Genomic DNA, 21,291 nt, shown 5'->3' on the forward strand with positions numbered 1-21,291 from the left:
ATCTTGTCTAAATCTATTATCGTATTGATCATAGGACAAATAATAAATATCAAACATTCGCTTAAGAAAGTATCGCTTTACGGTAATAATTGGCGTTTTGATTTTGTCCTTTGAATACTGCGTAATTCTCTACATGTTCAACTAAGTCAAAATCGGCCTTGGATAAGATTTTGTTGGAACCAACATTACCCACGAATGCATAGGCATCAACATATTTAAGTGAAGAGTGCTCGGTCAAGTAGATAAGTAACTTCCTCACTGCGTTAGACGCAACACCTTTAGAACCAAATGCGTGGCCGACTCGATAACCTAGTTCTCCACTTTCAGTGTTCTGGTCGATATCACGAACGTTGATTCGTCCACAAACAGTGCCATTAACGTTTTTGATCAACATAGGAATCATCTCGCCATTGTCATACGCTGTTAGAAAGCTCGTGACTTGTTCGGCAACGCCCGCATTGGAATAGAAACGGTCTTCCCGAGCTGGGACAAATTGCTCAAACCACTCTCTATTTTCAACTTCAAACTCTAATAAAGCACTGACATCACTTGGGTGAAGTAAGTGTAAAAATACATCCATAATTAATCCCCTACACTTATTTAATATGTCATGTTCACCCTAATACTAAAATCACAACAAGCCGAAGCAAATGTGTGAGCCTTCAAGTCAATTGGAGTGGTGATAGTTGGCAGTAGATCAAAGATTCCACGAGCCTATTTACTAAAACAGTCCAACTAACACAACTGACAACAACACCCCACCAATAAAACTCGGGGCATGAAATGGGCGAACTTTAGATTTAACGTACTCTTTTTGAAGATCTTCTTGGTAAGTTTTAACGGCAAGTTCTTTTACGTAGTTGTTTTGCATAATAAGCTCCTTTTCAATGAGTAAGAGAAGCTTAAGACTTGAAGTTAGGTTGAGGTAAAGCAAAATTTCAGATTAATTGAACACGTTAGTTTTGTTACTCGAGGATTACCCTAAAAACATCGTTATTCACACCGCCAACATCCACTAACTCCCTCGGCTTCATAACAAGCGAGGTGTTCAGTTGTCGTGTTGAACGTGGCTCTTTCATTTCTCGAATCACTAATATATCGACAAAATAACCTGAGTTTTGCTTTGATATTGAGCCTGAAAACGTAACGCTTTCGACCCTATCAGCGAGGACTGATTTGAATGTTTTATCTTCCAAAATACCCGCGGATATTGATGTATCACCATAAAATAACGTGATGGTTGTTGGGTCGGGTACCAACTCTTGATTGGACGAACACCCTATGAGCATAAGGCACAGCAGTAAAATGGCTCGAAATTGCATAAACTGGTTTCTTGATTACGTTAAGCGTCTGTTTTTCATATTAAAACACTTCAACCTTATAAATACCATATTTAAGGGATAAGCTTAGGCGGGTCGCTTCTATTGATTTGAGTAATGAGGTGAGCGAATCAGATCACGGCCTGTTTAGAAGCTAAAGCCGAGATCTGATCGATATTATCGAGGGTTTAAGCAACTACGTCTTGTGGTGGTGTCCCTTCACAGTTAGAAACGACTGCATCAATTTGAATTAAAGCATTCATAGGAATCTCTGAAACCCCTACCACCGTTCTTGCCGGTAAGTCAGCGTTAAAGAACGTAGTGTAGATCTCGTTCACCGCATCAATATCTGAAACATCTTTAAGCTGAATATTAATTTTCACCGTATCGTCCATGCTGTGGTCAACACTTTCAATGATCGCCTTAATATTTTGTAGGCACTGTTCAGCTTGCTCTTTTATGCTACCAGCAACCACCTCATTGGTTTTCGGATCTACAGGCAGTTGACCAGAAATATGGTTGTAGTGAGAAAAAGCAACAGTGTGCGAATAAGCCATAAATGGCGCATCAACCGTATTATTAGCTTCGATAACCAGTAAGCGAGTGTCTTCTGGCAGTTGTGGCGGCGTGCCATCGCCATGTGAAACAGACGTATCGATTTGAATTACAGCGCCCATTGGTAGGTCAGCGGCATTAACAACCGTTCGTGCTGGCACATAACCTGGGAAGAACTTAGAGCAAACTTCATTCACCTTTTCTGCATCTTCAATATTTTTAAGGTAAATCGTGGTTTTAACCACATCATTCATGACATGACCGATGCTTTCTAGAATCGCTTTAATGTTTGATAGACATTGTGCCGTTTGCGCTTCGATACCACCATCAACCAACTCACCTGTGGTTACATCGATAGGCAATTGAGCTGAAAGATTATTATAGTGAGAAAAAGCCGCGGTCTGAGTGGACACAGCACTTTGAGGCGCATTATCCGTATTTCTTGAGACCTTAACTAGTGCGCAAGGTGCTTGTGGTTTAGTGCCTTCGCCGTTTGAAATAAGCGCATCCATTTGAACTAAAGCGTCACTGTTCGACAGCGCAGCGACACCCACGACTGTACGTGTAGGAAGACTGTTGTTGAAGAAGCTTTTGTAGACTTCATCAATAGCATCGATATCAGAAATATTCTTAACGAAAACATTAATCTTCACGACATCATCCATAACATGGTCGATGCTTTCAACAATGGCCTTAATATTATTTAAGCATTGTGCTGCTTGGTCTTTAATATCACCAATCACAACTTCACCTGTTTTAGGGTCGACAGGTAATTGAGCTGAAAAGTTATTATAATGAGAAAAAGCGACCGTTTGTGTAGATACAGAATTTGTTGGTGCGTTTTCAGTATTTCTTGAAACTTTAATGATATCGCTACTCATCGAAATTATCCTTTAAATAATATAGGAATACGTGTTTATGTTGAACAATCGTATTGGAAAGAATGATTAAAGTAGCGCCATGTTAAGTGAATTGTTTTAGGGTGAACGTGATATCCATCAGAGTCTCAGTTGACTATAAATCAGTAAGTTACAGAATAATTAGTCATCACACGACTAAATATCCGCCATATTTGGCTTTATCAACAGCTAAATTCTCTTTAATTTTTAAACTATTCAATAATCTTGAATACTCTCTCAGATAATTCTATGAGTCATTCCAAAAATTTAGCTACTGTTTGATAGGTTGTTCACAATAAAACAGCCTTATTATCAGATTCATTGAATTTACATTAATATATACTGAATAAAATCTTAAGCTATTTAACTAATTATTTTAGAAGGCTATTTTATATAAATACGTTAATAATATACTCGACAATCAAATACCAACTCACTAAAAATACCTACAATTAGATACATTTACTCACTTAACTCAACAATACATCAGTGTTCGTTCAAGGTATCCGATAAGTCAGCCTAGGAGTAGCCACTGTAATTTTCAAAACATTAACGACGAGCACCTAAGAAGCTTGACCATTTGTCTTTTACTTCAGGCGTTAAATCTAGCGAGAATTCGTAGCCTAAATGGTTTTCACGTGTGATCTCAAAACCTAGATGCTTGTGAAACCGCACCGACAAGTCATTAAGACGTAGGACATTACTCACTAACACAGTTGAGTGTTTGTTTTTTAGGTTATCGGCAATGGAGCGAAACAAAGAAAGGAAAGCGGCCTTACTACGATAGTTTGGGTGCACCACAAACATAGGCACAAACCACTGACCATCGCCTAGATCACGCAACGTCGTATAGCCAATTAACTTATCTCCACGGCGATATTCAAACAATAACCCTTGCTCAATTGATTCAGTTCGTGATGCTAAATATACATCTCTGTCGATTGGAAACCCGGCTTCTTTAGAAATAACCTCTAACGTGAGCATGTCTAGTTCCAAATACTCTTCCATCACTTCCTTGTCAGCTAACATCTTATTGGTGAACCTTTAAATATCATAGATGCACAAAACACACTTTAAGCTAAAAATCCCAAGCATTCAGTATCGTTGGACTCATTTACTTTACTGGAACTCAGAGAAATTGCAGAACAAAGCAAGCAATGAAAGCGGGTAAACCAGCGATGAATAACACTAAGCCTGTCTGGTAATTCATTCGGTAGTGTTCTTGTTGGTCTTTATCAAAGTCATGCCCTTCGACCATTTTGTAGACTTTATCTGTTCTAGGGTCATCAAGACGTGTCGTCTTACTATGAACACCACCTTCCCACATTAACTTCGCTAGAACCCAAATCACAATGACCACAAAAAACAGAAAGTCGACAAGTCTTGTCGTGGCAAAGAAAGGAAAAAACTGAGATAGCGCTAAAACAACCAATGCTGCTGTTAGATTAATTAATGCTACTTTCTTCAATAAATCGAGCAAGAGAACTCCTAGAAAATGTCTGTAAATTAAGCTTTCCTGACGAGAGAAAAGCAACGACTAAACAGATATTTATAAAATAAATACTTCTCGATCAACCAAAAGATATGCGTGATATCGCACAACATGAAATGCCGCACGTTTCGGGACATAAATATTGAGTAAAGACTAAACCGCTCTTGGAGTAGTATTGAAGTGGCGCTTAAATTCGCGGCTGAATTGGGATGGACTGGAATAGCCGACTCGGCGTGCGGCATCGTTGATTCGTAGGCCTTCTAACTGGATCAACTCTTTGGCTTTGTTGAGCCTTACCTTCTTCAAGTATTGAAGTGGTGATTCAAAGGTGACGTTACGAAAAGCATTGTGGAAAGCAGACACACTCATGTTCGCTTCATCGGCAAGCGATTGAACGGTAATGGTTTGGTCATACTCTTCATGTACTTTAGACAGTGCTTTAGCAACACGTGCGTAATGGCCATCGTGATGGGCAAGATCGAATAACACACGCCCTTCTGAGCCCGTTAGTGCGCGATAAACAATTTCGCTAACAAGCGCATCGCCCAATATGTTGGCTTCGATATCGCAATGCAGGGTTTTGATCAGTCGAGTAAAGCTTTCTAGCATCCTGTCTTCCATAGGGGTCGACTCTAAACCGCTCGAGTTCTGCTTATGTTTGTTGCAGTAGCTTTCGAGAAAGCCTTGGTCTTCCAGCTTTTTCACCAAGCTGTGTAAACGCTGAGAATCAATGTTAATAGACAAACCAAGCAAGGGTTCTCCATCGACGGGTAAGGCTTCGCACTCTAATGGCATTGGCACGCCAACTACGAGGTAATCGCCCGCGGCGTAAGTAACAGGCCTTTCACCGATATAGATGTTCTTTTTACCCTGCCCAAGCATGATGATGCCAGACTGATAGGTAAAAGGTTGGCGCTGGTTACCACCACTGCTTCGGTAAAACCAGACACCCTCGATCTCAGTTTCTCTGATCCCTTCGAGATCATCCCAACCTTTGTATTCAACGTAAGACTGCATTAACTGAGCGAGTGTATTCATAACGGGTGATATTCCATTCAAGGTGCGGAGTGTATTTGCACAAAAGCCCAAAAAGAATAACAAGTTTGTAGAAATAGGCAATTAATTTGGAGGAGCTGGCCTTCACCACCCTAAATTCCTGTACTAATATGCAAATATAGAAATTGAGCAATAAATCAGAATAAAAAATCTAGCTTTACACAAGGAACCTACAATGCAATTTACTTATGTTAACCCTACAGTAATCCACTTCGGCCAAGGCCAAATCAACGCTATTAGCCAAGCGGTTGATACTTCAAAGAAAGTACTTGTCATCTACGGTGGCGGTTCAATCAAGAGCAATGGTGTTTACGACCAAGTAGTCGCATCTCTTAAAGATCACGCTTGGATTGAGTTTTCTGGTGTTGAAGCAAACCCAACGAAAGAGACGCTAGACAAAGCCGTCGCTCTTGTTAAAGAAGAAAACGTAGAATTCATTATCGCTGTTGGCGGTGGTTCGGTAATCGATGGTTCTAAGTATGTGGCTGCAGCAGCTAAATACGACGGTGACGGTTGGGACATCCTAACGGGCAAACACCAAGTAACAGAAGCAACGCCAATCGGTGCAGTGTTAACGCTTCCTGCTACAGGTTCTGAATCTAACATGGGTGCGGTAATCACGCGTAAAGCGACTCAAGAGAAGCTGGCTTTCCTTAACCCTGCAGTACAGCCTAAGTTTGCGGTAATGGACCCAGATGTAATGAAGTCTCTACCAGAGCGCCAATTAGTGAATGGTTTGGTTGATGCTTGGGTGCACGTGTGTGAGCAATACATCACAATGCCAACAGACGCGATGGTTCAAGACGGTTACGCAGAAACATTGCTTAAAAACCTTCTTGTACTGGGTAAACAATACGACGAGCGTGACAACGACGCATGGCGTGCAAACCTAATGTGGACAGCAAACCAAGCACTTAATGGCCTGATTGGTACGGGTGTTCCTCAAGATTGGGCAACACACATGATTGGCCACGAGTTCACAGCACTATGGCACGTAGACCACGCACGTTCACTTGCGATTGTTCAACCTTCACTACTTCGTAACCAAATCGAAGCGAAGCGTGGCAAGCTAGAGCAAATGGGTCGTAACGTGTTTGACCTAGAAGCGGGTGCTGACTTGGCAGAGCGCACTATCGATGCAATCGAAGCGTTCTACCACAGCCTAGACGTAGCAACTATGTTCGACGGTTACGAAGCAACTAAAGCGGAAGCAATCGACAACGTTGTTGCTCAGCTTGAATCACACGGTTACCTGCAACTTGGTGAGAACCAAGCAATCACGCCAGAGAAAACACGTGAGATTCTAGAGTCTGCAATTCACTAATCTCGTTAAAGCTTAAAGCAGACTGAACAAAGTAGAATTACAAAGACAATTTGAACAAGTGAAGTGCCGTAAACAAGATTTATGACATCACACTGAACCAAATACTTTGGCCCTACGTATATCAAAAGCAGCGTCCATTTTGGGCGCTGCTTTTTATTTGCCCTACAAGATGCTATTAAATTCTCATAAGTCCCTAATTTTATGTGCAATCATATTTCTATATTGTTAAGGTAAACCTGTCTCTTTACTAGGTATGAACAACGATTTGAACAATCTCAAGGAAATGGTTAAGTTTAAGTCACTTAACAAGTGGTATGGTGATTTTCATGCCCTAAAGGATATCGATTTAAATATTGAACAGGGAGAGATAGTGGTGATTTGCGGACCGTCTGGTTCAGGTAAATCAACCTTGATCCGCTGTATCAATCAGCTAGAACCCTTCGAAAGTGGCGAGCTTTCCGTGCTAGAACAAGCGCTTCCGTGCAAATTCAACACTCCAGGTCAAGTCGGAATGGTGTTTCAGCACTTCCATTTGTTCCCCCATCTTACTGTGCTTGAAAACCTGACTCTGTCCCCAATTCGTACGCTCAAGAAAAGCAAAGAAGAAGCAGAGAAAACGGCAATGCATTATCTCGAATGTGTGCACATTGCCGAGCAAGCCAATAAATACCCAGCTCAACTTTCTGGTGGCCAACAACAACGTGTTGCGATTGCTCGCTCTCTTTGTATGAAGCCAGAACTGCTATTGTTTGATGAACCGACATCCGCCCTTGATCCGGAAATGATCAATGAGGTGCTTGATGTAATGGTTGAGCTAGCAAGTGAAGGGATTACCATGGTGTGTGTGACACACGAAATGGGCTTTGCGAAACGTGTTGCCGACCGTGTCATATTTATGGATGAAGGGCAAATCGTGGAATCCAATACGCCACAATGTCTATTCGAGAATCCTCAACACGAGCGTACTCAAGCGTTCCTAAATCAGATTCTGACTTACTGATGCTGCTTAAAATTGTAAAACCTGCCCTATCTGCATTGGTACAAATTGTTGTGCTCGCGGCCGCTGTTATCTGGATCCTCGATTCTGGCGCACAAGCCATGGGATACAGCTGGCAGTGGGAACGCGTGCCCGACTACATCGCCTTTTATGAAGACGGCGAATGGTGGCCTGCAGAATTGATGGAAGGGCTACTCGTCACCATCAATATCTCTTTGATTTCTTTGGTCGCGACGCTGGCTATTGGTTTAACCACAGCCCTATTACGCAACTCTAATTCTGTGGTTGGGCGAGCCTTAGCCACCAGCTATGTCGAGTTGATTCGTAATACGCCGTTATTAGTACAAATCTATTTACTTTATTTTGTGTTCGGTCCCGTACTAGGGCTGGATCGCTTTAGCACGGCTGTTTTAGCCCTGGCACTTTTCCAAGGGGCGTACACTGCCGAGATATTTCGTGCCGGTTTAAATGGCATAGCTAAAGGACAATTTGAAGCCGCTCAATCTTTGGGCTTATCAAAGACCTATACTTATTGGGATGTGATTCTTCCTCAGGTGATTCAACGCACGTTGCCGCCTTTGACGAATGAGGTTATCTCCCTTATCAAAAACTCTTCGATTGTGAGTGTCATGGCGATTTTCGACCTGACAACCGAAGCCAGAAACATTGTTTCTGAAACCGCGATGCCATTTGAGATCTGGTTCTCTGTGGCGATCATTTATCTCGCACTTACACTTTCACTTTCTGCCGTTGCAGCTTGGCTTGAGCATAAGCTCGGGGCTAACTGGCGAACACAATAAGGATTTATCAGCATGAAGCTATTTAAAACCGCAATTACAGCTCTACTTGCGCTTGCCGTAAGTTTGCCTGCACTTGCTTCTGAAACGCCTAACCTAGATAAAATCAACGAACGTGGCTCTCTGCGTGTTGGTATGTCGACTTTTGTACCTTGGGCGATGCGTAACAAACAAGGTGATCTTGTTGGCTTTGAAATCGACGTGGCAAAACGCCTAGCTGAAGATTCAGGCTGGAAAGTTGAGTTTGTACCGACGGCGTGGGATGGCATTATTCCTTCTCTACTGTCGAACAAGTTCGACGTGATCATCGGCGGTTTGTCGATCACTGAAGCGCGTTCTAAGAGTGTTTTGTTTACTGAACCTTACTCTCATTCTGGTGTTCAACTAGCAGCAAACAAAGAATTGGCTGAAGGCTTTACTCAGATCTCTGATTTCGATTCTCGCCGTGTGAAAATTGCAGCACGCCGTGGTGCATTCACAGTTCAAGTGGCTCGTGAAACTTTCCCGAAAGCAAAAGTACTTCAGTTCGATGACGATGCTCAAGCGTTCCAAGAAGTGCTAAACGGCAATGCACACGCGGTTATCGCATCTAGCCCGAAACCAGAGCACGAAGCGATCAAAAACGCAGACACGTTATTCATTCCATTTGAAGAGCGTCTTTCTAAAGGCAACGAAGCATTTGCTGTGCGCCTAGGCGAAACAGACAAAACTGAGTTCTTCAACGAGTGGATCAAAGCACGTACTGAAGACGGTTGGTTGAAAGAGCGTTACGAGTACTGGTTCTCTACTCTAGATTGGCAAGATCAGATTGCTCAAGGTCAGTAATCGACTGCCAATTGAACGCTAAAGAACCAATCAAGGCAGTACCTTGCTGGTACTGCCTTTTAAGAAACACTCGAGTTAGCTATAAACTCATAGCCACCTCTCACAACACATTAATTATCATCGTTTAAACAGGAATGACGTGAGTAGTACTAGCGCATTATCAACGCCCAAGCCCAACCTTCACACGAAGCCTTGGTATCAACGCCTCAATCTATTAGATGGAGTGTTGTTTGCCATCATTTGTGCGTTCGCAGGTTGGCTGTATTATCGCTCTGCTGTCGGTATTAATTATCAGTGGCGATGGGAAGACGCGTTCACGTTAATCTTTATTCCACCGTCTCAAGGCAGTATTCCTTATTTCTTCCAAGGCTTGGTCGCAACATTGCGTTTGAGCTTATGGAGCATGGTGTTAGCACTCTCTTTCGGCACACTGTTAGGGGTAGCAAGACACTCTAAGATCGCTTTATTCAAAACACCGGCACTGCTTTTCATCCAGTTGGTTCGAAACATTCCACCATTGGTGTTTGTGTTTATCTTTTACTTCTTTGTGTCTAACCAGTTGATCCCTTTGCTTGGTTTAGAAAGCCTTTTACGTGAACACAATGGTGAAATTAACGCTGTTCAAGATTTCCTATTCGGGCCTGCAAACCTATGGGAAAACTTAGCGTCTGGCGTTATCTGTATTGGCCTGCTCTCTTCCGCTTATATCGCTGAGGTTATTCGAGCCGGCTTAGAAAGCATTCCTAAAGGCCAATGGGAAGCGGCCGACTCTCTCGGCTTATCTGCATTCTCTAAGTATCGATATGTGGTTGGCCCACAGGTATTAACCGCAATCACGCCACCTTTAGCAGGTCAGGCAATTTCTCTAGTAAAAGATACCTCGATTGTGTCGCTGATTTCGATTCAAGAAATGACATTTGTTGGCACTGAAATGGCGAACTCTTCCGGTTTGATCTTCGAGATCTGGTTGATTGTTGGCGCGGTTTACTTCGCGTTATGTTTCACCCTTTCACGTATTTTCAAAGTCATTGAACAACGCTCGAGTGTTTACCTTAACCGCTAGTGTCATTGTTTATTTAGACGAGTATTCAAGTGTCGGTTAGATGCCAACACAGCCACCTAAGTCATAATATTCATCCACTTACCCTGATTGGTTTAACCCATTGACCAATCAGGATTAATTGCTTCAAAACTCTCTACTGAAACACAGCAAACCCATCATTTAGACACTATACTTGAAGTATCAAATTCCATTGGATCTTCTCAAGGACTTCACTCAGCATGGACAATCATAAAGAAAGAGCTTTTTGCGCCGTTGTGGGCGCATTGGTTGGAGACGCCGCTTCAATGGGGTTACATTGGCTGTATGACCAAGAGAGGATCTTACAGGTTGCGGGTTTTGAACCAGAATTTCGCTCACCAAACCAGTTCGATTATCAAGACAAAGGTTACTTTGCCCACCAAGGAAAATCCGCTGGCGACCAATCGCAATACGGTGCTCAGTTATTGGCGATGGTCGATAGCTTAGTCGGTAACCAACACTACGATGAAGCGAGTTACATTAAGCACTTCCGTTTCTGGTTTGATTTTGGTGGCAGTTGGCAAGGTTACATTGATAAAGCGACTCGTATGAGCTTGCTGAACATACATCAACTAGAGCTAGCAGATGCTCCAATTACAGCCTGTGGCGCAGATGACACCCAATTACCTGCGGTTTCAAAACTGATTCCTTTGGTGGCGTGTACCTACACCTCTCACACCTTACCGGCTATGGTCGAAAGTGCGGTTCGAGTCACTAATAATAATGATAAAGCAGTAGAGTGGGCACAAGCCATCACCCTACTGATTCAAGCCGCGATACAAGGCAATTCACCATTACAGTCAGTAGAAATGGTACGACAAACCTGCAGCAAGTTTATCCACGATCAAATCGATGAAGCACTGGCTGAGCCCGAACTTTCCATAACAGATGCCGCGAAAAAGTTCGGATTACATTGTGAATTGAGTGCCGCGTTCCCACTACTGATTCGCATTATTGCTGGCGCTCAGAGCTTTAAACAAGGCATTCGTGACAATATCTTATGTGGTGGTGACAGCTGCGGGCGTGCGATTGTGATTGGCGCTGTATTAGCGGCGTGTTTCTACGAAGAAGATGGTGAAATTCCAACCGAATGGCTAAAACAAGTCGAACTCAATGGCGGTGTGCTGTCTTTGCCTATTGAGTGATTTCCACAATAACGAACTAGAGTCTGACATAAGACAAGTAAACTTCTAGGTCGAAGACTGTCATTCCTTTAAGGTTGGAACACACTGCGATAACTCATTTTTCAGCCAAACCACAAACGGGCTTTCTGGCTCATCGCGCTTGTTATCTTGTGTGAGCAATATGTACTGATGACCGGAAGGCACAAAGCCGAACGGTGCGATTAAGTTGCCTCTATTCAAATCATCAACCACCAATGGATAAGAACCAAGAGCCGCTCCTAGCCCATCAACGGCCGCTTGAAAGCAGAAATAGAAGTGTGCAAAGGTCTGGTTTGATATAGTTTGTGACACCAATCGGCGATCAAATTCACTATCTTTGGTGATGGATGCCCAGTGGCTCCAAGCGTTTGGTCGCGTGCTGCTGTGCAGTAATTTTACATCGGCTAACTTGTCTTTGACCTGTTGCCAGTAATCAGGCGAGAACACAGGGCCAACCCACTCTTCAACTAACGGTATCTGTTTGTAATGCTCGGTTACGTTGAAGTCGTCTCGGCGAATGGCCATATCTAATCCAGTTGCGCCTAATGTCACAGGCCCACCTGCGGTAGACAATCGAACATCAATTCCGGATTCGTTATAGAAATCACCGAGTCGAGGCATTAACCAGCGCATGGTCAATGTGGGTTCGCATGAAACCTCCAACGCTTGATGATTCAGCTGATTAAGCTTATGGACTCCAGTTTCCAAGGCTTGGAACGCTTGCTCTGTGTAACCTTTGAGTAATTCCCCCTCTTTGGTGAGACACACATTCCTGCCCTGTTTATAGAACAAGGCGTGAGATAAGTGATTTTCCAATACCTTGATCTGCTTACTCACTGCGCCATGTGTGATATTGAGTTTATCCGCCGCATCACTGTAACTGCTCGAATGCGCTGCTACGTGGAAAATATGAAATGCTTTCAAATGTCTCATGTGTGATTTTTTCTCACAGATAGATGGAATTCATTTCGATTATAGGCAGCAATAAAAAACCATACAATGCCAGCTCATTAAATAAGAGAGTTGGAGTATTTATGGAGTGGTTAAGCTTAGCGGTGTTAGGACTATTGATTGTTATAAGCCCCGGTGCTGATTTCGTTTTAGTTTTGAAAAATAGCGTTAATCAAGGAAGACAAGCCGGTATTTGGACAGCACTAGGTGTCAGCCTAGCGATTTGTGTTCACATTAGCTATTCGATGCTGGGTATTAGTTACTTAATCTCACAGAATGAGCAGATTTTCGACATCATTCGATACGCAGGGGCCGCTTACCTTGTTTACCTTGGAATAAAAGGCATTCTAAGCGCAGACAGCAAACTCGCACCTATGGAAGGAACGACGCAAAACATCAGTATTTGGCGCTACTTGGCGCAAGGCTTTCTGTGTAACGTGCTCAACCCTAAAACCATGTTGTTCTTCCTGAGCATCTTCAGCCAAGTCATCTCACCCGATGCTGCTAACCAACATGTCGCTCTCGGTTACGGGCTTTACATGATTGTCCTTCACGGCTTGTGGTTTGGAATTGTCGCTATGTTATTTACTTCGAAGACGCTGCAAAAACACTTGTTGAAAGCCAAGAAAAGGCTCAACCAAGCGTGTGGGGTTGGATTGGTAACATTCGGGGCATTGTTGGCGGTTAAGTCTTAAACCACATCCAAAGCGATGTACCAAAGCCCACAATCTAAGGCTCAAAGCCACTTCATATCATTTGAAGTGGCTTTATCATCTCACTATCAGGGAAGATGGTGTTGAGTTGCTTTTCTTCTATCGACAGATGCTGGTTCAACACGCCTTTGATTACGCCTCGCATGTCGGTAGTTGGTTTGAGATCTCGCCCTTGGTACAGATTCTCTTGGCTTAATCCCGGCCAGTTTGCGATAACTCTGCCTCCAGATGCGCCTGAGCTCGATGTGTTTAAAGCCTTGCTAGCCATCGCACCACCCGCAACCAACATGACGTTACCAGTGCCGTGATCGGTGCCTTTTGTGCCATTTTCCTTCGCTGTTCGGCCAAATTCACTTGCGGCGATGATCACCGTATTATTCCAGCGTGAACCTAACGACTCTTTAAGCGCCGCTAACCCTGCATCCAAGGTTTTAAGCTGGTTACTCAATCTACCATTGACGCTGCCTTGATTTGCGTGGGTATCCCAACCACCTAATTCTAGTGCTGCGATGTTTGGCCCGTTTTCAGCAGATAAGATGTCGCCCGTTTTACGCATCAATGACTTAAATTGTTTGCCAACGCCTTGGTCACCCACCAACTCGTCGATTTTCATTACACTTTCGAAATTAGCAGACAACATTTGGTCACTTTGGAAGAGTTCTTCAAGTAGCTCGGTTTGTTTGTCGCGTGTTTTCAAGCGGTTTGGATACCAACTTGCCACGGTAGATTCACCCTGCATGATGAGCGGCAGCCCGGAATCAATCGCAATTCCATCGTATTGGGAGGAACTCAGCGTGAGTAAACGGTTAAGCCACCCTTCGGTATTAAAAGGATCGGAAGTGCCGTTTTCTAATATCTTTTGTCCATCAAAATGAGAACGCTCGCGATAAGCGGTTGAACAAGCATGAACAAAGCTGACTTCTTTATTTTCATACCATTGATGACAACTTTTAAGCGAAGGGTGTAACCCAAAGAAACTATCTAGGTTAAGTAGTTGCTTAGTCTTCAAGCCAATATTCGGTCTTAGATCTGCATAATCAGGATCAGCATGAGGTACCACAACGTTTAACCCATCCATCGCGCCACGCAGTGATATCCAAACAAAGATATTGTCTGAACGTGTTTTGGCAAAGCTTGGAAATGGCAACATCGCACTCACACCAACAGCTGCGGCAAGGCCCATAAACTGGCGACGATCAATACTTTGTAGGTCGTGATTGTGTGGCTCATGACTCTGCGACTTCATATTCTGCGAACCGTTTGTCTTTTTCATACCCACTCCTAACGATATTGAAACTGTGGGCTTAACCACAACAGGGAAAGTTGCATTGCAGCGCTGTCGGCTTTGCTCAATACAATTTGAGTATGTTCATCAATCGCATCGCCATATAAAGCTGCGATCACGTCATCTACTACCACCTTTGGTTTTGTACCCGAGGCCTTAGCCGACTTTATCGCGATTGAGGCTAGCCGATTAGCGACTTGCATACGCTGGGTTAATGCCGAAGGGCTATTGTAGTCTCTGTCTTGATCCGACCATCCTGCAGGTGAACCCGGTTTAAAGGGTGGTTGGCCTAGTGTGTTGAGAGTGTTCAGTGCTTGCTTATCATTAAGAGGAATGTCGGCACTGCGAAGTACCGCAAATAGCCACTCTTTCGGTGGTCTGAATCTATTGGGCTTGGGTTCGTTTGCTTCTTTGCTTCCCAGCAACAAGCGATAAACGGGCAGTAACTCACCATTACCTTTTAGATATGTCGCGATCATTTGTTCTGAGAGATCTTTAGGCGTGTCACCAATAAAATGCTCGCAAAGCTTATCAACCAAATGTTTGGCCGTGTCTTTGTGGTTAGCTAAGGCTCCTAAACACGACTCCCCTTGTGAGATACCTGATTGGGAGTAAGGTTTTCCAAGTAAGATAATGCTGCCGGGCTCATGGAGGTTATTGGCGAATCGAAAACCAGCATTTGGAGATTGGAATTTAATACCCCACCCCGAGATCGCTTTGGCCAAAGCAATTACATCTTGTTGGGTATAGGAACCATCAACGCCGAGGGTGTGGAGCTCTAGAATTTCACGAGCGAGGTTTTCGTTGAGCCCCTTATCACGACGCTTACCGACTTTGGAATTGGGCCCAATCGAGAGTTGATTATCTAGATAAAGAAGCATGGCTGGATGTTTTGAAGAAGCCATCAGCATATCGCTGAAATTACCATTCCAATGCTTGCGAACCACATCGTTTTCAATACTCGCAGCTAAGGGCATCAACTTTCGATTGTCGACCGAAATGGCGAAGTGATTGCTCCAAAACTGAATAATGCGCTCTTGAAAACCATAAGGCGTTTCAACGCTTTGTAGATGGCGAGCTTGAGCTTGTTGTCGGTAGTGAGTTCGAAGAAAAGACTGTGCCTCTTTCTTCATTGCTTGCATCTTTTGCTCATCACCCTTGGCTTTCTTTCGCTGTTCACGATTCTCACCGACGGTTATCAGGATAGATTCGGTTGTGGGTAAAGCTTGAATGGACTGATGAATAAATGGCTTTTTATCTAACTGTTCTAAAGGCGAATAATAGGCTGCTTGACCTAATCTAGGCCCAAAACCAAACCTTTGCTCAGCCACAATTTTTGAAGTTGGGTAATAATTCATTGCACACTCCCTTACGCTCGATCTGTTCTAAGTGTAATCGCTTAGTTATCGAGCATAGGGAGCTTTACAAGGTTTTACGTTAGATGGGTGTCAGGTGCCTATCAAGTTACAGACACGGTGTGATCATTTTGAATGAATGTCTATTTACGCCACATATATACAAACTGGTCATTTTGCGAGGTGATTTCAAAACCAAACCGGAGATACAACTCTCCAACGCGATTACCTTGCAGGTAACACAACTCAACGGGCTTACTGAGCTTATCTGCGTGAGCTAAGTAATCGGTGAGGATTTGGCTACCAATGCCCTTGCCATGATATTCAGGCAACAAGAAGAATCGGCAAAAGTAGAAGTGGTCACCTTTGTCTTGCAGCAACACACTGCCAATCGCTTTGCCCTGATACTCAATGATTTCAGGCCTTTCCTCTGCCCACTCTTCGGCGTGTATATCTCGTTGAATTTGCTCATCCCAGCCAATAACAGCCTTGATTGGCTCAAATTCAGCCGCCTTTTTTAGCTCGAACAGAAATTCATAATCTGATGACTGAGCAGGTCTTGTCGAATACTTCAAAATATCTCCAACAATAATCGATGAACTATAACTAAAGAAACCACCATCAATGGTGGCTTCAATTTAATAAAATCTCGCTAACGGAAAGTAAGCGAACATAAGCAAGTGCCATGCTTTAGTGTTCATTTTGGGTCTAGCTGATAGCGCAACACCTCTTGCTGATCTTGCTCTGAATAAAAGGTATTTAAAAACTGGCCGCCGCACTTCTCAATCACTTTTTGCGAAGCAACATTGTCGTAATCACAGGTAATAATAGCGCTTTCGATAAGTATATGACGCTGAACCCAAGACAACATGTGACTTGCGATACCTCGCCGCCTCGCTTGTGGCAGAGTCTCATAGCCGATATGCCCGATAACGTCATGAATGTATTCACTGGTACCGTGACGAACTCTGATCACACCAAGAATCTGGTCAGAATCAATACAAAAGTAAGTAGAAGCTGGCGTCCAACCTTCAGGCAAACACTCACCTTTTGAATAAGCGATTCGCCTTTCTAAGTAAGTATCACTGCCATCGGTAATACCGGTATAGATTTCAAGTCCATCATCGATACAAGCGTTTACATAATGGTGGAACGCATTCGAGTGCGCCATGTCGGCTTTGACTATATCCATATAACCTCTTTTCCTGCCTAATGCTCGTCGGACTATTCACTAAGCCCAACGCTAGGCTAAATGCATGGTGTACTCTTGGTGCCCGGTGTGCTCATCGGCTTGTTCACTTACGATGCTAAAGCCTTGAGAAAGGTAGAACTCAATGGTCACTTGATTCTCTTTGTACACATTCAATGACAAATTAGGGCATTCAAGCTTGGCATGTTGCATGAGCTGTTTCCCGATACCACTCCCTTGATGCTCAGGGCAGACAAAGATCGCGGCTAATATACCTTCATAAAGCGAATAAAACCCGCGAACTTGCCCATCAATTTGGAACACATAGGTTTGTGACGCAGGAAGGTAGATATCGCGCATATTGCCTACTTGTGACTCCCAAAATTCAGGCGCTATGAAGTTGTGAGCCTTAATGGAAGCCGTGAGCCATATATTTATGACCGTTTCGGTGTCGGCTGCGCTGTATTCTCTGATCATGTTGATTCTCTAACGTTTGAGTTTGACTCTGTTCGCTAGTCAGTATGCTCAATAACGGCCCAAAAGCATTGAACATTTACGACAATCGTCCGAAAGAATGGTTACTGTTTTTTCACGTACTTTGCAGTCACCAGCATTTCACCGCCACCATCAAGCTTACAATCTAGCTGGTGATCTTTGCCTTCGTTGATGCGTCGAATCACTGCTTTGGTACCGATTTTCAGTACACTAGAGCTGCCTTTCACTTTTAAATCTTTAATGAAAGTGACTTTATCGCCGGTATCTAACACTGCGCCGTTAACGTCCTTTACACGCGCAGCTTCTCTTTCTAAACGCTCTTCTTCTGGGTTCCATTCATAGGCACACTCAGGGCAGATTAGGTTGTTTTGGTCTGGGTAGACATATTCAGATTGGCATTGCGGACAAGGAGGTAAAGACATACGTTAATACTTCATTTAAATAGAATTTGCGTCTATTTTAATGACTCTTGCTAGGCTTAGCGAGTACAAATCTAATCGATTGCCTGAAGATAAGCCTAAAGTAGGGAAAGAGCAGCTCTAAAACGAACAAACACAGCCGCCAAGCTGTGTTTGTTGAAGAAACGAAGTTACCTGAGCGGCAGTTGGAATCGAATCAGATTAACGCTCGACTTTTGGTGAGTAGATCGAATACGCGGTGATTTGCCCTGCCACAATCGCGGAGAACATAAACAGCGCCGATAAACCGATACTCGGGATCGGCAAGATAGATTGCTCAAACACCGATTGACTCGCACTCACCAATACGCGACTACCCGGAACTAAGATGATGATCCCTTGCACGATGTAAATAGACCCCGTGAGCTCCATCTTTTTAGCAATCCAAGTACCATACAAAGTAATAAGAACGGTGGTTACCCAAGTACCGACAACCCAACCACTATCAAAACCGAGATAGAACGGACCCCACATACCCAGAACCGCTACAGGCAGACCAAGTAAGATATCTTTAGGGCGAGCATTGAACATCACGCCGATAGACACAGAGATCAACACCAAGCCTGATATGTGCATCCACACTGGCACCGCATTGGTATAGTCGATGGAGACCGCTTGTCCCCATATCGCTTCACCAATATTGAGACCCATGATAATCCCAACAAATAGCTTGATCAGCGTTAAGGCACTCTGCCCTAGCAAACTGGTACCCGAAACGAGATCGTTGAAGGCCAAACATTCTAATGCGTTGGCTATGGATAATCCGGGGACGAATAAGACGATTGACGCAATACACAACGCCCACACAGGGATCGGCAAGCCTGTACTTGCCAAAAACGCCACAAAGATGCCCGTCAATAATGCTGAGATAAATTCAACCGCAATTGCGCGACGTGAATGCAGGACTTGCTGACATACCCAAACCATCAAACCCAATAACGCAGAAAAGCCAACCGCTTCCAACGTACTGCCGACTAGCATCAAATACGCAGGCGGAATGCCCATATTAGCTAGTGCCGTAACAAACTTTGAGTAACCGACAGGCTCTGGCACTGGCTCACTGCTTGGTTGGTTGATACGAATGATGGTATTTGCCAACAAACTCAGATTAATTGAAGCAGGCTTTAGACGCTTAAGAATAACGGCGTTGTTATCGTCTGGAAATTGATAATTAATCGCGGTTGGTGTTGCTTGGATCATCACATCCACACCATGCTTTTTTGCATAGAACTGTGTGTATTTTTCAAGCTTATAGGGAGCACAACCGCTGCGGTGAAGAGTGTCACCAATTTCAACAATTTTGTTAATTCTGAACTGAGAAGGCATGGGTATTTTAGGCGAGACAAAATGTGCGGCAAATGTACCAAACGATAGACGGAATGACGAGACTTTTGCGTGAATTATCAACTAAATTCGTTACTTTTTTCTGCGAACACACTGAGGCATGTATCGCTCTACTCATTTGGGATTAGTTTAATGAATAATACGAATCGTTCGTAAGTTAAATCTATGCATCCACATTGTTATAAACGCACTTGTAAATTTGGCTTAAATCTCGATGGTGTTAACACGTTCAACCTTAGATTTCGCCTATACTGGTGAGGAAATAACATCCGATACCAGTTTATAAATTCATCCCTTTCTCCTTCCCCGAAACTATCAAGTCAGTACCCGTTTGACTCTTGAGCTTAACGAGAGTTTAGTCACATTTTATTCACTCTCTAAACGCCAGACATGATTGAAAAACTAGCGGAGTGGTGGTTATGCGAGCACTTAGAATAAAAATGAAAGAAAAAGGTTTCGTTTTCAGTTAGATGTGGCATTATCAAACTCGTTAAGACGATGTGCGTGCATCGTATAATGGCTATTACCTCAGCCTTCCAAGCTGATGATGCGGGTTCGATTCCCGCTGCACGCTCCAGTCTTCTTGATGCCTCAGTCTTACTCTTAAGACAGTGTGCGTGCATCGTATAATGGCTATTACCTCAGCCTTCCAAGCTGATGATGCGGGTTCGATTCCCGCTGCACGCTCCAATCCTACTTAGGCTTTATTCAGCCAAAACTCTCCCAAAGATCAAACGCTTCAACATCAATTTTATTGTCTCTAGATACACCCGTTAACTCCCTCTATTGCTTCATATTTTAATAGCTAATGCCGCTGTTCTACTTTTAGTCGTTTTCGAAATTGTTCCAATTTAATAATCTTGGTCAATATCCGAAAAAATGGTTGTGTTAATGTGCGCCAATTAGAAACAACCAAAAAATAATAAAAATGTTTAAAAGCAATGAGTTAACAATCAACATCGAAGCAATCAATGTCGCACTGTCAAAAGTCGAAAATGCGAACAAAATTCAGCTTAATACGTTGAAGGGTTATGTGAGCAACGAACCAGAGCAAGCCGTTCTTGCATTTCGCTCTTTAAGTGAAGTGGAATCGATCGACGACAAGCTTAAGAAGATCATGTCAGAGCTACCGCACCTAAGTGGTGAAGCTCAGCACCTACTGGAAACATCGATCCTATTACAGTAGTGGCCAAGAAAGATAAGTCTCAACTACGCGATGAGCTAAGACTTATCTTTAAGCTTTCTTGTACTTGTCTAGCAGCTACTTCTAGCTCTATTAGATAATGCCTACAGCGTTATCGACTTCGCCATACCCGCTTCTGAGTGACCTGGGATATTGCATGCGAACTCTACGTGATTATCACCGTGAAAATGCCAAAGCAACTGCTTCGCTTTGCCCGGTTTTACTGTCACTGTGCTGCCAGAATCATGATGGTGGTTACCCATCTTTTTCATCATTTCACGATGCTCTAACTGCTCTGTTGCAGAACCAATCGAGAATTCGTGGTCAATCTTGCCTGTATTCATCACTACAAACTGCACCACGTCATTAGGCTCAATATCGACCCTGTTCTTAAACGTAATTCTCATGTCGTCACTCAGTAGAACATGAACCACTTTATCGGGTTTAGCGCCTTGAGCTGGCATACCAACTTCCGACATACCTTCCATGTCCATCATTCCATCCATATTCATCATCTTTGAATGGTTCATCTTTGAATGGTTCATCTTTCCATCCTTCATCATGCTGTGATCCATCTTTGAATGATCCATTTCACCGCTCTTCATCATCGAGTGGTCCATTCCTGAGTGATCCATGTTTGAGTGGTCACCAGCTGAATGATTCATAGCAGCAAAAGCCGTTGCAGTAGTCAGTGTTAGGGCGATAGCAATCAGTGTCTTTTTCATAGTCGTTCCTTAGATTAATTCTGTTTGTGTTGTTAGTTTTATATGTTCATGTGGTGCGCCCTTACTTACTCCTATCTCGCAAGTA

Annotated in this window: 24 protein-coding genes and 2 tRNA genes; 10 read left to right on the forward strand and 16 right to left on the reverse strand. The window is 43.4% G+C overall.

Annotated elements, in window-relative coordinates; all coding sequences use genetic code 11:
* Positions 1-61: 61 nt before the first annotated feature.
* The 7 genes from ITG09_18985 to ITG09_19015 form a co-directional block, all read right to left on the reverse strand.
* The gene (locus tag ITG09_18985; protein ID UPR55018.1) at positions 62-580 is read right to left on the reverse strand and encodes a GNAT family N-acetyltransferase; all 519 of its coding nucleotides are present in this window, start codon (positions 578-580) and stop codon (positions 62-64) included.
* 141 nt (positions 581-721) lie between these two features.
* Positions 722-871 carry a hypothetical protein gene (locus tag ITG09_18990; protein UPR55019.1) on the reverse strand — a complete coding sequence of 50 codons (150 nt, stop codon included), beginning with the start codon at positions 869-871 and terminating at the stop codon, positions 722-724.
* Positions 872-965: 94 nt separating this feature from the next.
* A complete protein-coding gene (locus ITG09_18995; protein UPR55020.1) occupies positions 966-1,322 on the reverse strand; it encodes a hypothetical protein in 357 nt (118 codons plus the stop codon).
* 185 nt (positions 1,323-1,507) lie between these two features.
* Positions 1,508-2,755, reverse strand: a complete 1,248-nt coding sequence (locus tag ITG09_19000) for a reactive intermediate/imine deaminase (protein ID UPR55021.1) — start codon at positions 2,753-2,755, stop codon at positions 1,508-1,510.
* 567 nt (positions 2,756-3,322) lie between these two features.
* Positions 3,323-3,781, reverse strand: coding sequence for a GNAT family N-acetyltransferase (locus ITG09_19005; GenBank protein UPR55213.1), 459 nt, complete (start codon positions 3,779-3,781; stop codon positions 3,323-3,325).
* 121 nt (positions 3,782-3,902) lie between these two features.
* On the reverse strand, positions 3,903-4,253 hold the full coding sequence (locus ITG09_19010) for a hypothetical protein (GenBank protein UPR55022.1): 351 nt from the start codon (positions 4,251-4,253) through the stop codon (positions 3,903-3,905).
* Between the two features lie 165 nt (positions 4,254-4,418).
* Positions 4,419-5,303, reverse strand: a complete 885-nt coding sequence (locus ITG09_19015) for an AraC family transcriptional regulator (GenBank protein ID UPR55023.1) — start codon at positions 5,301-5,303, stop codon at positions 4,419-4,421.
* 193 nt (positions 5,304-5,496) lie between these two features.
* Here ITG09_19015 and ITG09_19020 point away from each other — a divergent pair, with 193 nt between their 5' ends.
* From ITG09_19020 to ITG09_19045, 6 genes are all read left to right on the forward strand, one after another.
* Positions 5,497-6,645 (forward strand): iron-containing alcohol dehydrogenase, encoded by a 1,149-nt coding sequence (locus ITG09_19020; protein ID UPR55024.1) that lies wholly within the window; start codon positions 5,497-5,499, stop codon positions 6,643-6,645.
* A gap of 283 nt (positions 6,646-6,928) precedes the next feature.
* On the forward strand, positions 6,929-7,645 hold the full coding sequence (locus tag ITG09_19025; protein ID UPR55215.1) for an amino acid ABC transporter ATP-binding protein: 717 nt from the start codon (positions 6,929-6,931) through the stop codon (positions 7,643-7,645).
* Complete coding sequence (locus ITG09_19030) at positions 7,645-8,442, forward strand: amino acid ABC transporter permease (GenBank protein ID UPR55214.1); 798 nt, start codon at positions 7,645-7,647, stop codon at positions 8,440-8,442. Before ITG09_19025 ends, ITG09_19030 begins: the two co-directional genes overlap by 1 nt.
* A gap of 12 nt (positions 8,443-8,454) precedes the next feature.
* On the forward strand, positions 8,455-9,264 hold the full coding sequence (locus ITG09_19035; protein ID UPR55025.1) for a transporter substrate-binding domain-containing protein: 810 nt from the start codon (positions 8,455-8,457) through the stop codon (positions 9,262-9,264).
* A 139-nt stretch (positions 9,265-9,403) separates the two neighbouring features.
* Complete coding sequence (locus ITG09_19040; protein ID UPR55026.1) at positions 9,404-10,327, forward strand: amino acid ABC transporter permease; 924 nt, start codon at positions 9,404-9,406, stop codon at positions 10,325-10,327.
* A 218-nt stretch (positions 10,328-10,545) separates the two neighbouring features.
* The gene (locus ITG09_19045) at positions 10,546-11,490 is read left to right on the forward strand and encodes an ADP-ribosylglycohydrolase family protein (GenBank protein ID UPR55027.1); all 945 of its coding nucleotides are present in this window, start codon (positions 10,546-10,548) and stop codon (positions 11,488-11,490) included.
* Positions 11,491-11,550: 60 nt separating this feature from the next.
* On the opposite strand, the gene ITG09_19050 is transcribed toward ITG09_19045, so the two are convergent.
* Positions 11,551-12,441 (reverse strand): LysR family transcriptional regulator, encoded by an 891-nt coding sequence (locus tag ITG09_19050; protein ID UPR55028.1) that lies wholly within the window; start codon positions 12,439-12,441, stop codon positions 11,551-11,553.
* 101 nt (positions 12,442-12,542) lie between these two features.
* On the opposite strand from ITG09_19050, the gene ITG09_19055 reads away from it, so the two are divergent.
* Positions 12,543-13,154 carry a LysE family translocator gene (locus tag ITG09_19055; protein UPR55029.1) on the forward strand — a complete coding sequence of 204 codons (612 nt, stop codon included), beginning with the start codon at positions 12,543-12,545 and terminating at the stop codon, positions 13,152-13,154.
* 52 nt (positions 13,155-13,206) lie between these two features.
* On the opposite strand, the gene ITG09_19060 is transcribed toward ITG09_19055, so the two are convergent.
* The 7 genes from ITG09_19060 to ITG09_19090 form a co-directional block, all read right to left on the reverse strand.
* The gene (locus tag ITG09_19060) at positions 13,207-14,445 is read right to left on the reverse strand and encodes a DUF1501 domain-containing protein (GenBank protein ID UPR55030.1); all 1,239 of its coding nucleotides are present in this window, start codon (positions 14,443-14,445) and stop codon (positions 13,207-13,209) included.
* A gap of 8 nt (positions 14,446-14,453) precedes the next feature.
* The gene (locus ITG09_19065; protein UPR55031.1) at positions 14,454-15,815 is read right to left on the reverse strand and encodes a DUF1800 domain-containing protein; all 1,362 of its coding nucleotides are present in this window, start codon (positions 15,813-15,815) and stop codon (positions 14,454-14,456) included.
* A 140-nt stretch (positions 15,816-15,955) separates the two neighbouring features.
* A complete protein-coding gene (locus ITG09_19070; protein UPR55032.1) occupies positions 15,956-16,387 on the reverse strand; it encodes a GNAT family N-acetyltransferase in 432 nt (143 codons plus the stop codon).
* A gap of 122 nt (positions 16,388-16,509) precedes the next feature.
* Positions 16,510-17,004, reverse strand: a complete 495-nt coding sequence (locus ITG09_19075) for a GNAT family N-acetyltransferase (protein ID UPR55033.1) — start codon at positions 17,002-17,004, stop codon at positions 16,510-16,512.
* A 51-nt stretch (positions 17,005-17,055) separates the two neighbouring features.
* Positions 17,056-17,478, reverse strand: coding sequence for an N-acetyltransferase (locus ITG09_19080; GenBank protein ID UPR55034.1), 423 nt, complete (start codon positions 17,476-17,478; stop codon positions 17,056-17,058).
* 101 nt (positions 17,479-17,579) lie between these two features.
* Positions 17,580-17,918 carry a PhnA domain-containing protein gene (locus ITG09_19085; protein UPR55035.1) on the reverse strand — a complete coding sequence of 113 codons (339 nt, stop codon included), beginning with the start codon at positions 17,916-17,918 and terminating at the stop codon, positions 17,580-17,582.
* Between the two features lie 198 nt (positions 17,919-18,116).
* Positions 18,117-19,280, reverse strand: coding sequence for a threonine/serine exporter family protein (locus ITG09_19090; GenBank protein UPR55216.1), 1,164 nt, complete (start codon positions 19,278-19,280; stop codon positions 18,117-18,119).
* A gap of 520 nt (positions 19,281-19,800) precedes the next feature.
* Between ITG09_19090 and ITG09_19095 the strand changes: the two genes are divergently transcribed.
* From ITG09_19095 to ITG09_19105, 3 genes are all read left to right on the forward strand, one after another.
* Positions 19,801-19,875, forward strand: a tRNA-Gly gene (locus tag ITG09_19095).
* Positions 19,876-19,913: 38 nt separating this feature from the next.
* Positions 19,914-19,988, forward strand: a tRNA-Gly gene (locus ITG09_19100).
* Positions 19,989-20,226: 238 nt separating this feature from the next.
* Positions 20,227-20,484, forward strand: a complete 258-nt coding sequence (locus tag ITG09_19105; GenBank protein ID UPR55036.1) for a hypothetical protein — start codon at positions 20,227-20,229, stop codon at positions 20,482-20,484.
* A 101-nt stretch (positions 20,485-20,585) separates the two neighbouring features.
* Here the strand turns inward: ITG09_19105 and ITG09_19110 are convergent, their stop codons facing one another.
* Complete coding sequence (locus ITG09_19110; GenBank protein ID UPR55037.1) at positions 20,586-21,206, reverse strand: copper-binding protein; 621 nt, start codon at positions 21,204-21,206, stop codon at positions 20,586-20,588.
* Between the last annotated feature and the right edge of the window lie 85 nt (positions 21,207-21,291).

This window comes from Vibrio cyclitrophicus (assembly GCA_023206055.1).
Lineage (GTDB): Bacteria > Pseudomonadota > Gammaproteobacteria > Enterobacterales > Vibrionaceae > Vibrio > Vibrio cyclitrophicus_A.

Excerpts from the sequence above, each read along its gene's own strand:
- ITG09_19080 (UPR55034.1), bottom strand. The coding sequence starts at position 17,478 with ATGATCAGAGAATACAGCGCAGCCGACACCGAAACGGTCATAAATATA.
- ITG09_19035 (UPR55025.1), top strand. The coding sequence starts at position 8,455 with ATGAAGCTATTTAAAACCGCAATTACAGCTCTACTTGCGCTTGCCGTA.
- ITG09_18985 (UPR55018.1), bottom strand. The coding sequence starts at position 580 with ATGGATGTATTTTTACACTTACTTCACCCAAGTGATGTCAGTGCTTTA.
- ITG09_19050 (UPR55028.1), bottom strand. The coding sequence starts at position 12,441 with ATGAGACATTTGAAAGCATTTCATATTTTCCACGTAGCAGCGCATTCG.
- ITG09_19030 (UPR55214.1), top strand. The coding sequence starts at position 7,645 with ATGCTGCTTAAAATTGTAAAACCTGCCCTATCTGCATTGGTACAAATT.
- ITG09_19060 (UPR55030.1), bottom strand. The coding sequence starts at position 14,445 with ATGAAAAAGACAAACGGTTCGCAGAATATGAAGTCGCAGAGTCATGAG.
- ITG09_19020 (UPR55024.1), top strand. The coding sequence starts at position 5,497 with ATGCAATTTACTTATGTTAACCCTACAGTAATCCACTTCGGCCAAGGC.
- ITG09_19085 (UPR55035.1), bottom strand. The coding sequence starts at position 17,918 with ATGTCTTTACCTCCTTGTCCGCAATGCCAATCTGAATATGTCTACCCA.
- ITG09_19090 (UPR55216.1), bottom strand. The coding sequence starts at position 19,280 with ATGCCTTCTCAGTTCAGAATTAACAAAATTGTTGAAATTGGTGACACT.
- ITG09_19045 (UPR55027.1), top strand. The coding sequence starts at position 10,546 with ATGGACAATCATAAAGAAAGAGCTTTTTGCGCCGTTGTGGGCGCATTG.
- ITG09_19065 (UPR55031.1), bottom strand. The coding sequence starts at position 15,815 with ATGAATTATTACCCAACTTCAAAAATTGTGGCTGAGCAAAGGTTTGGT.
- ITG09_19025 (UPR55215.1), top strand. The coding sequence starts at position 6,929 with ATGGTTAAGTTTAAGTCACTTAACAAGTGGTATGGTGATTTTCATGCC.
- ITG09_18990 (UPR55019.1), bottom strand. The coding sequence starts at position 871 with ATGCAAAACAACTACGTAAAAGAACTTGCCGTTAAAACTTACCAAGAA.
- ITG09_19055 (UPR55029.1), top strand. The coding sequence starts at position 12,543 with ATGGAGTGGTTAAGCTTAGCGGTGTTAGGACTATTGATTGTTATAAGC.
- ITG09_19075 (UPR55033.1), bottom strand. The coding sequence starts at position 17,004 with ATGGATATAGTCAAAGCCGACATGGCGCACTCGAATGCGTTCCACCAT.
- ITG09_19015 (UPR55023.1), bottom strand. The coding sequence starts at position 5,303 with ATGAATACACTCGCTCAGTTAATGCAGTCTTACGTTGAATACAAAGGT.
- ITG09_19105 (UPR55036.1), top strand. The coding sequence starts at position 20,227 with ATGTTTAAAAGCAATGAGTTAACAATCAACATCGAAGCAATCAATGTC.
- ITG09_18995 (UPR55020.1), bottom strand. The coding sequence starts at position 1,322 with ATGCAATTTCGAGCCATTTTACTGCTGTGCCTTATGCTCATAGGGTGT.
- ITG09_19000 (UPR55021.1), bottom strand. The coding sequence starts at position 2,755 with ATGAGTAGCGATATCATTAAAGTTTCAAGAAATACTGAAAACGCACCA.
- ITG09_19110 (UPR55037.1), bottom strand. The coding sequence starts at position 21,206 with ATGAAAAAGACACTGATTGCTATCGCCCTAACACTGACTACTGCAACG.
- ITG09_19005 (UPR55213.1), bottom strand. The coding sequence starts at position 3,781 with ATGGAAGAGTATTTGGAACTAGACATGCTCACGTTAGAGGTTATTTCT.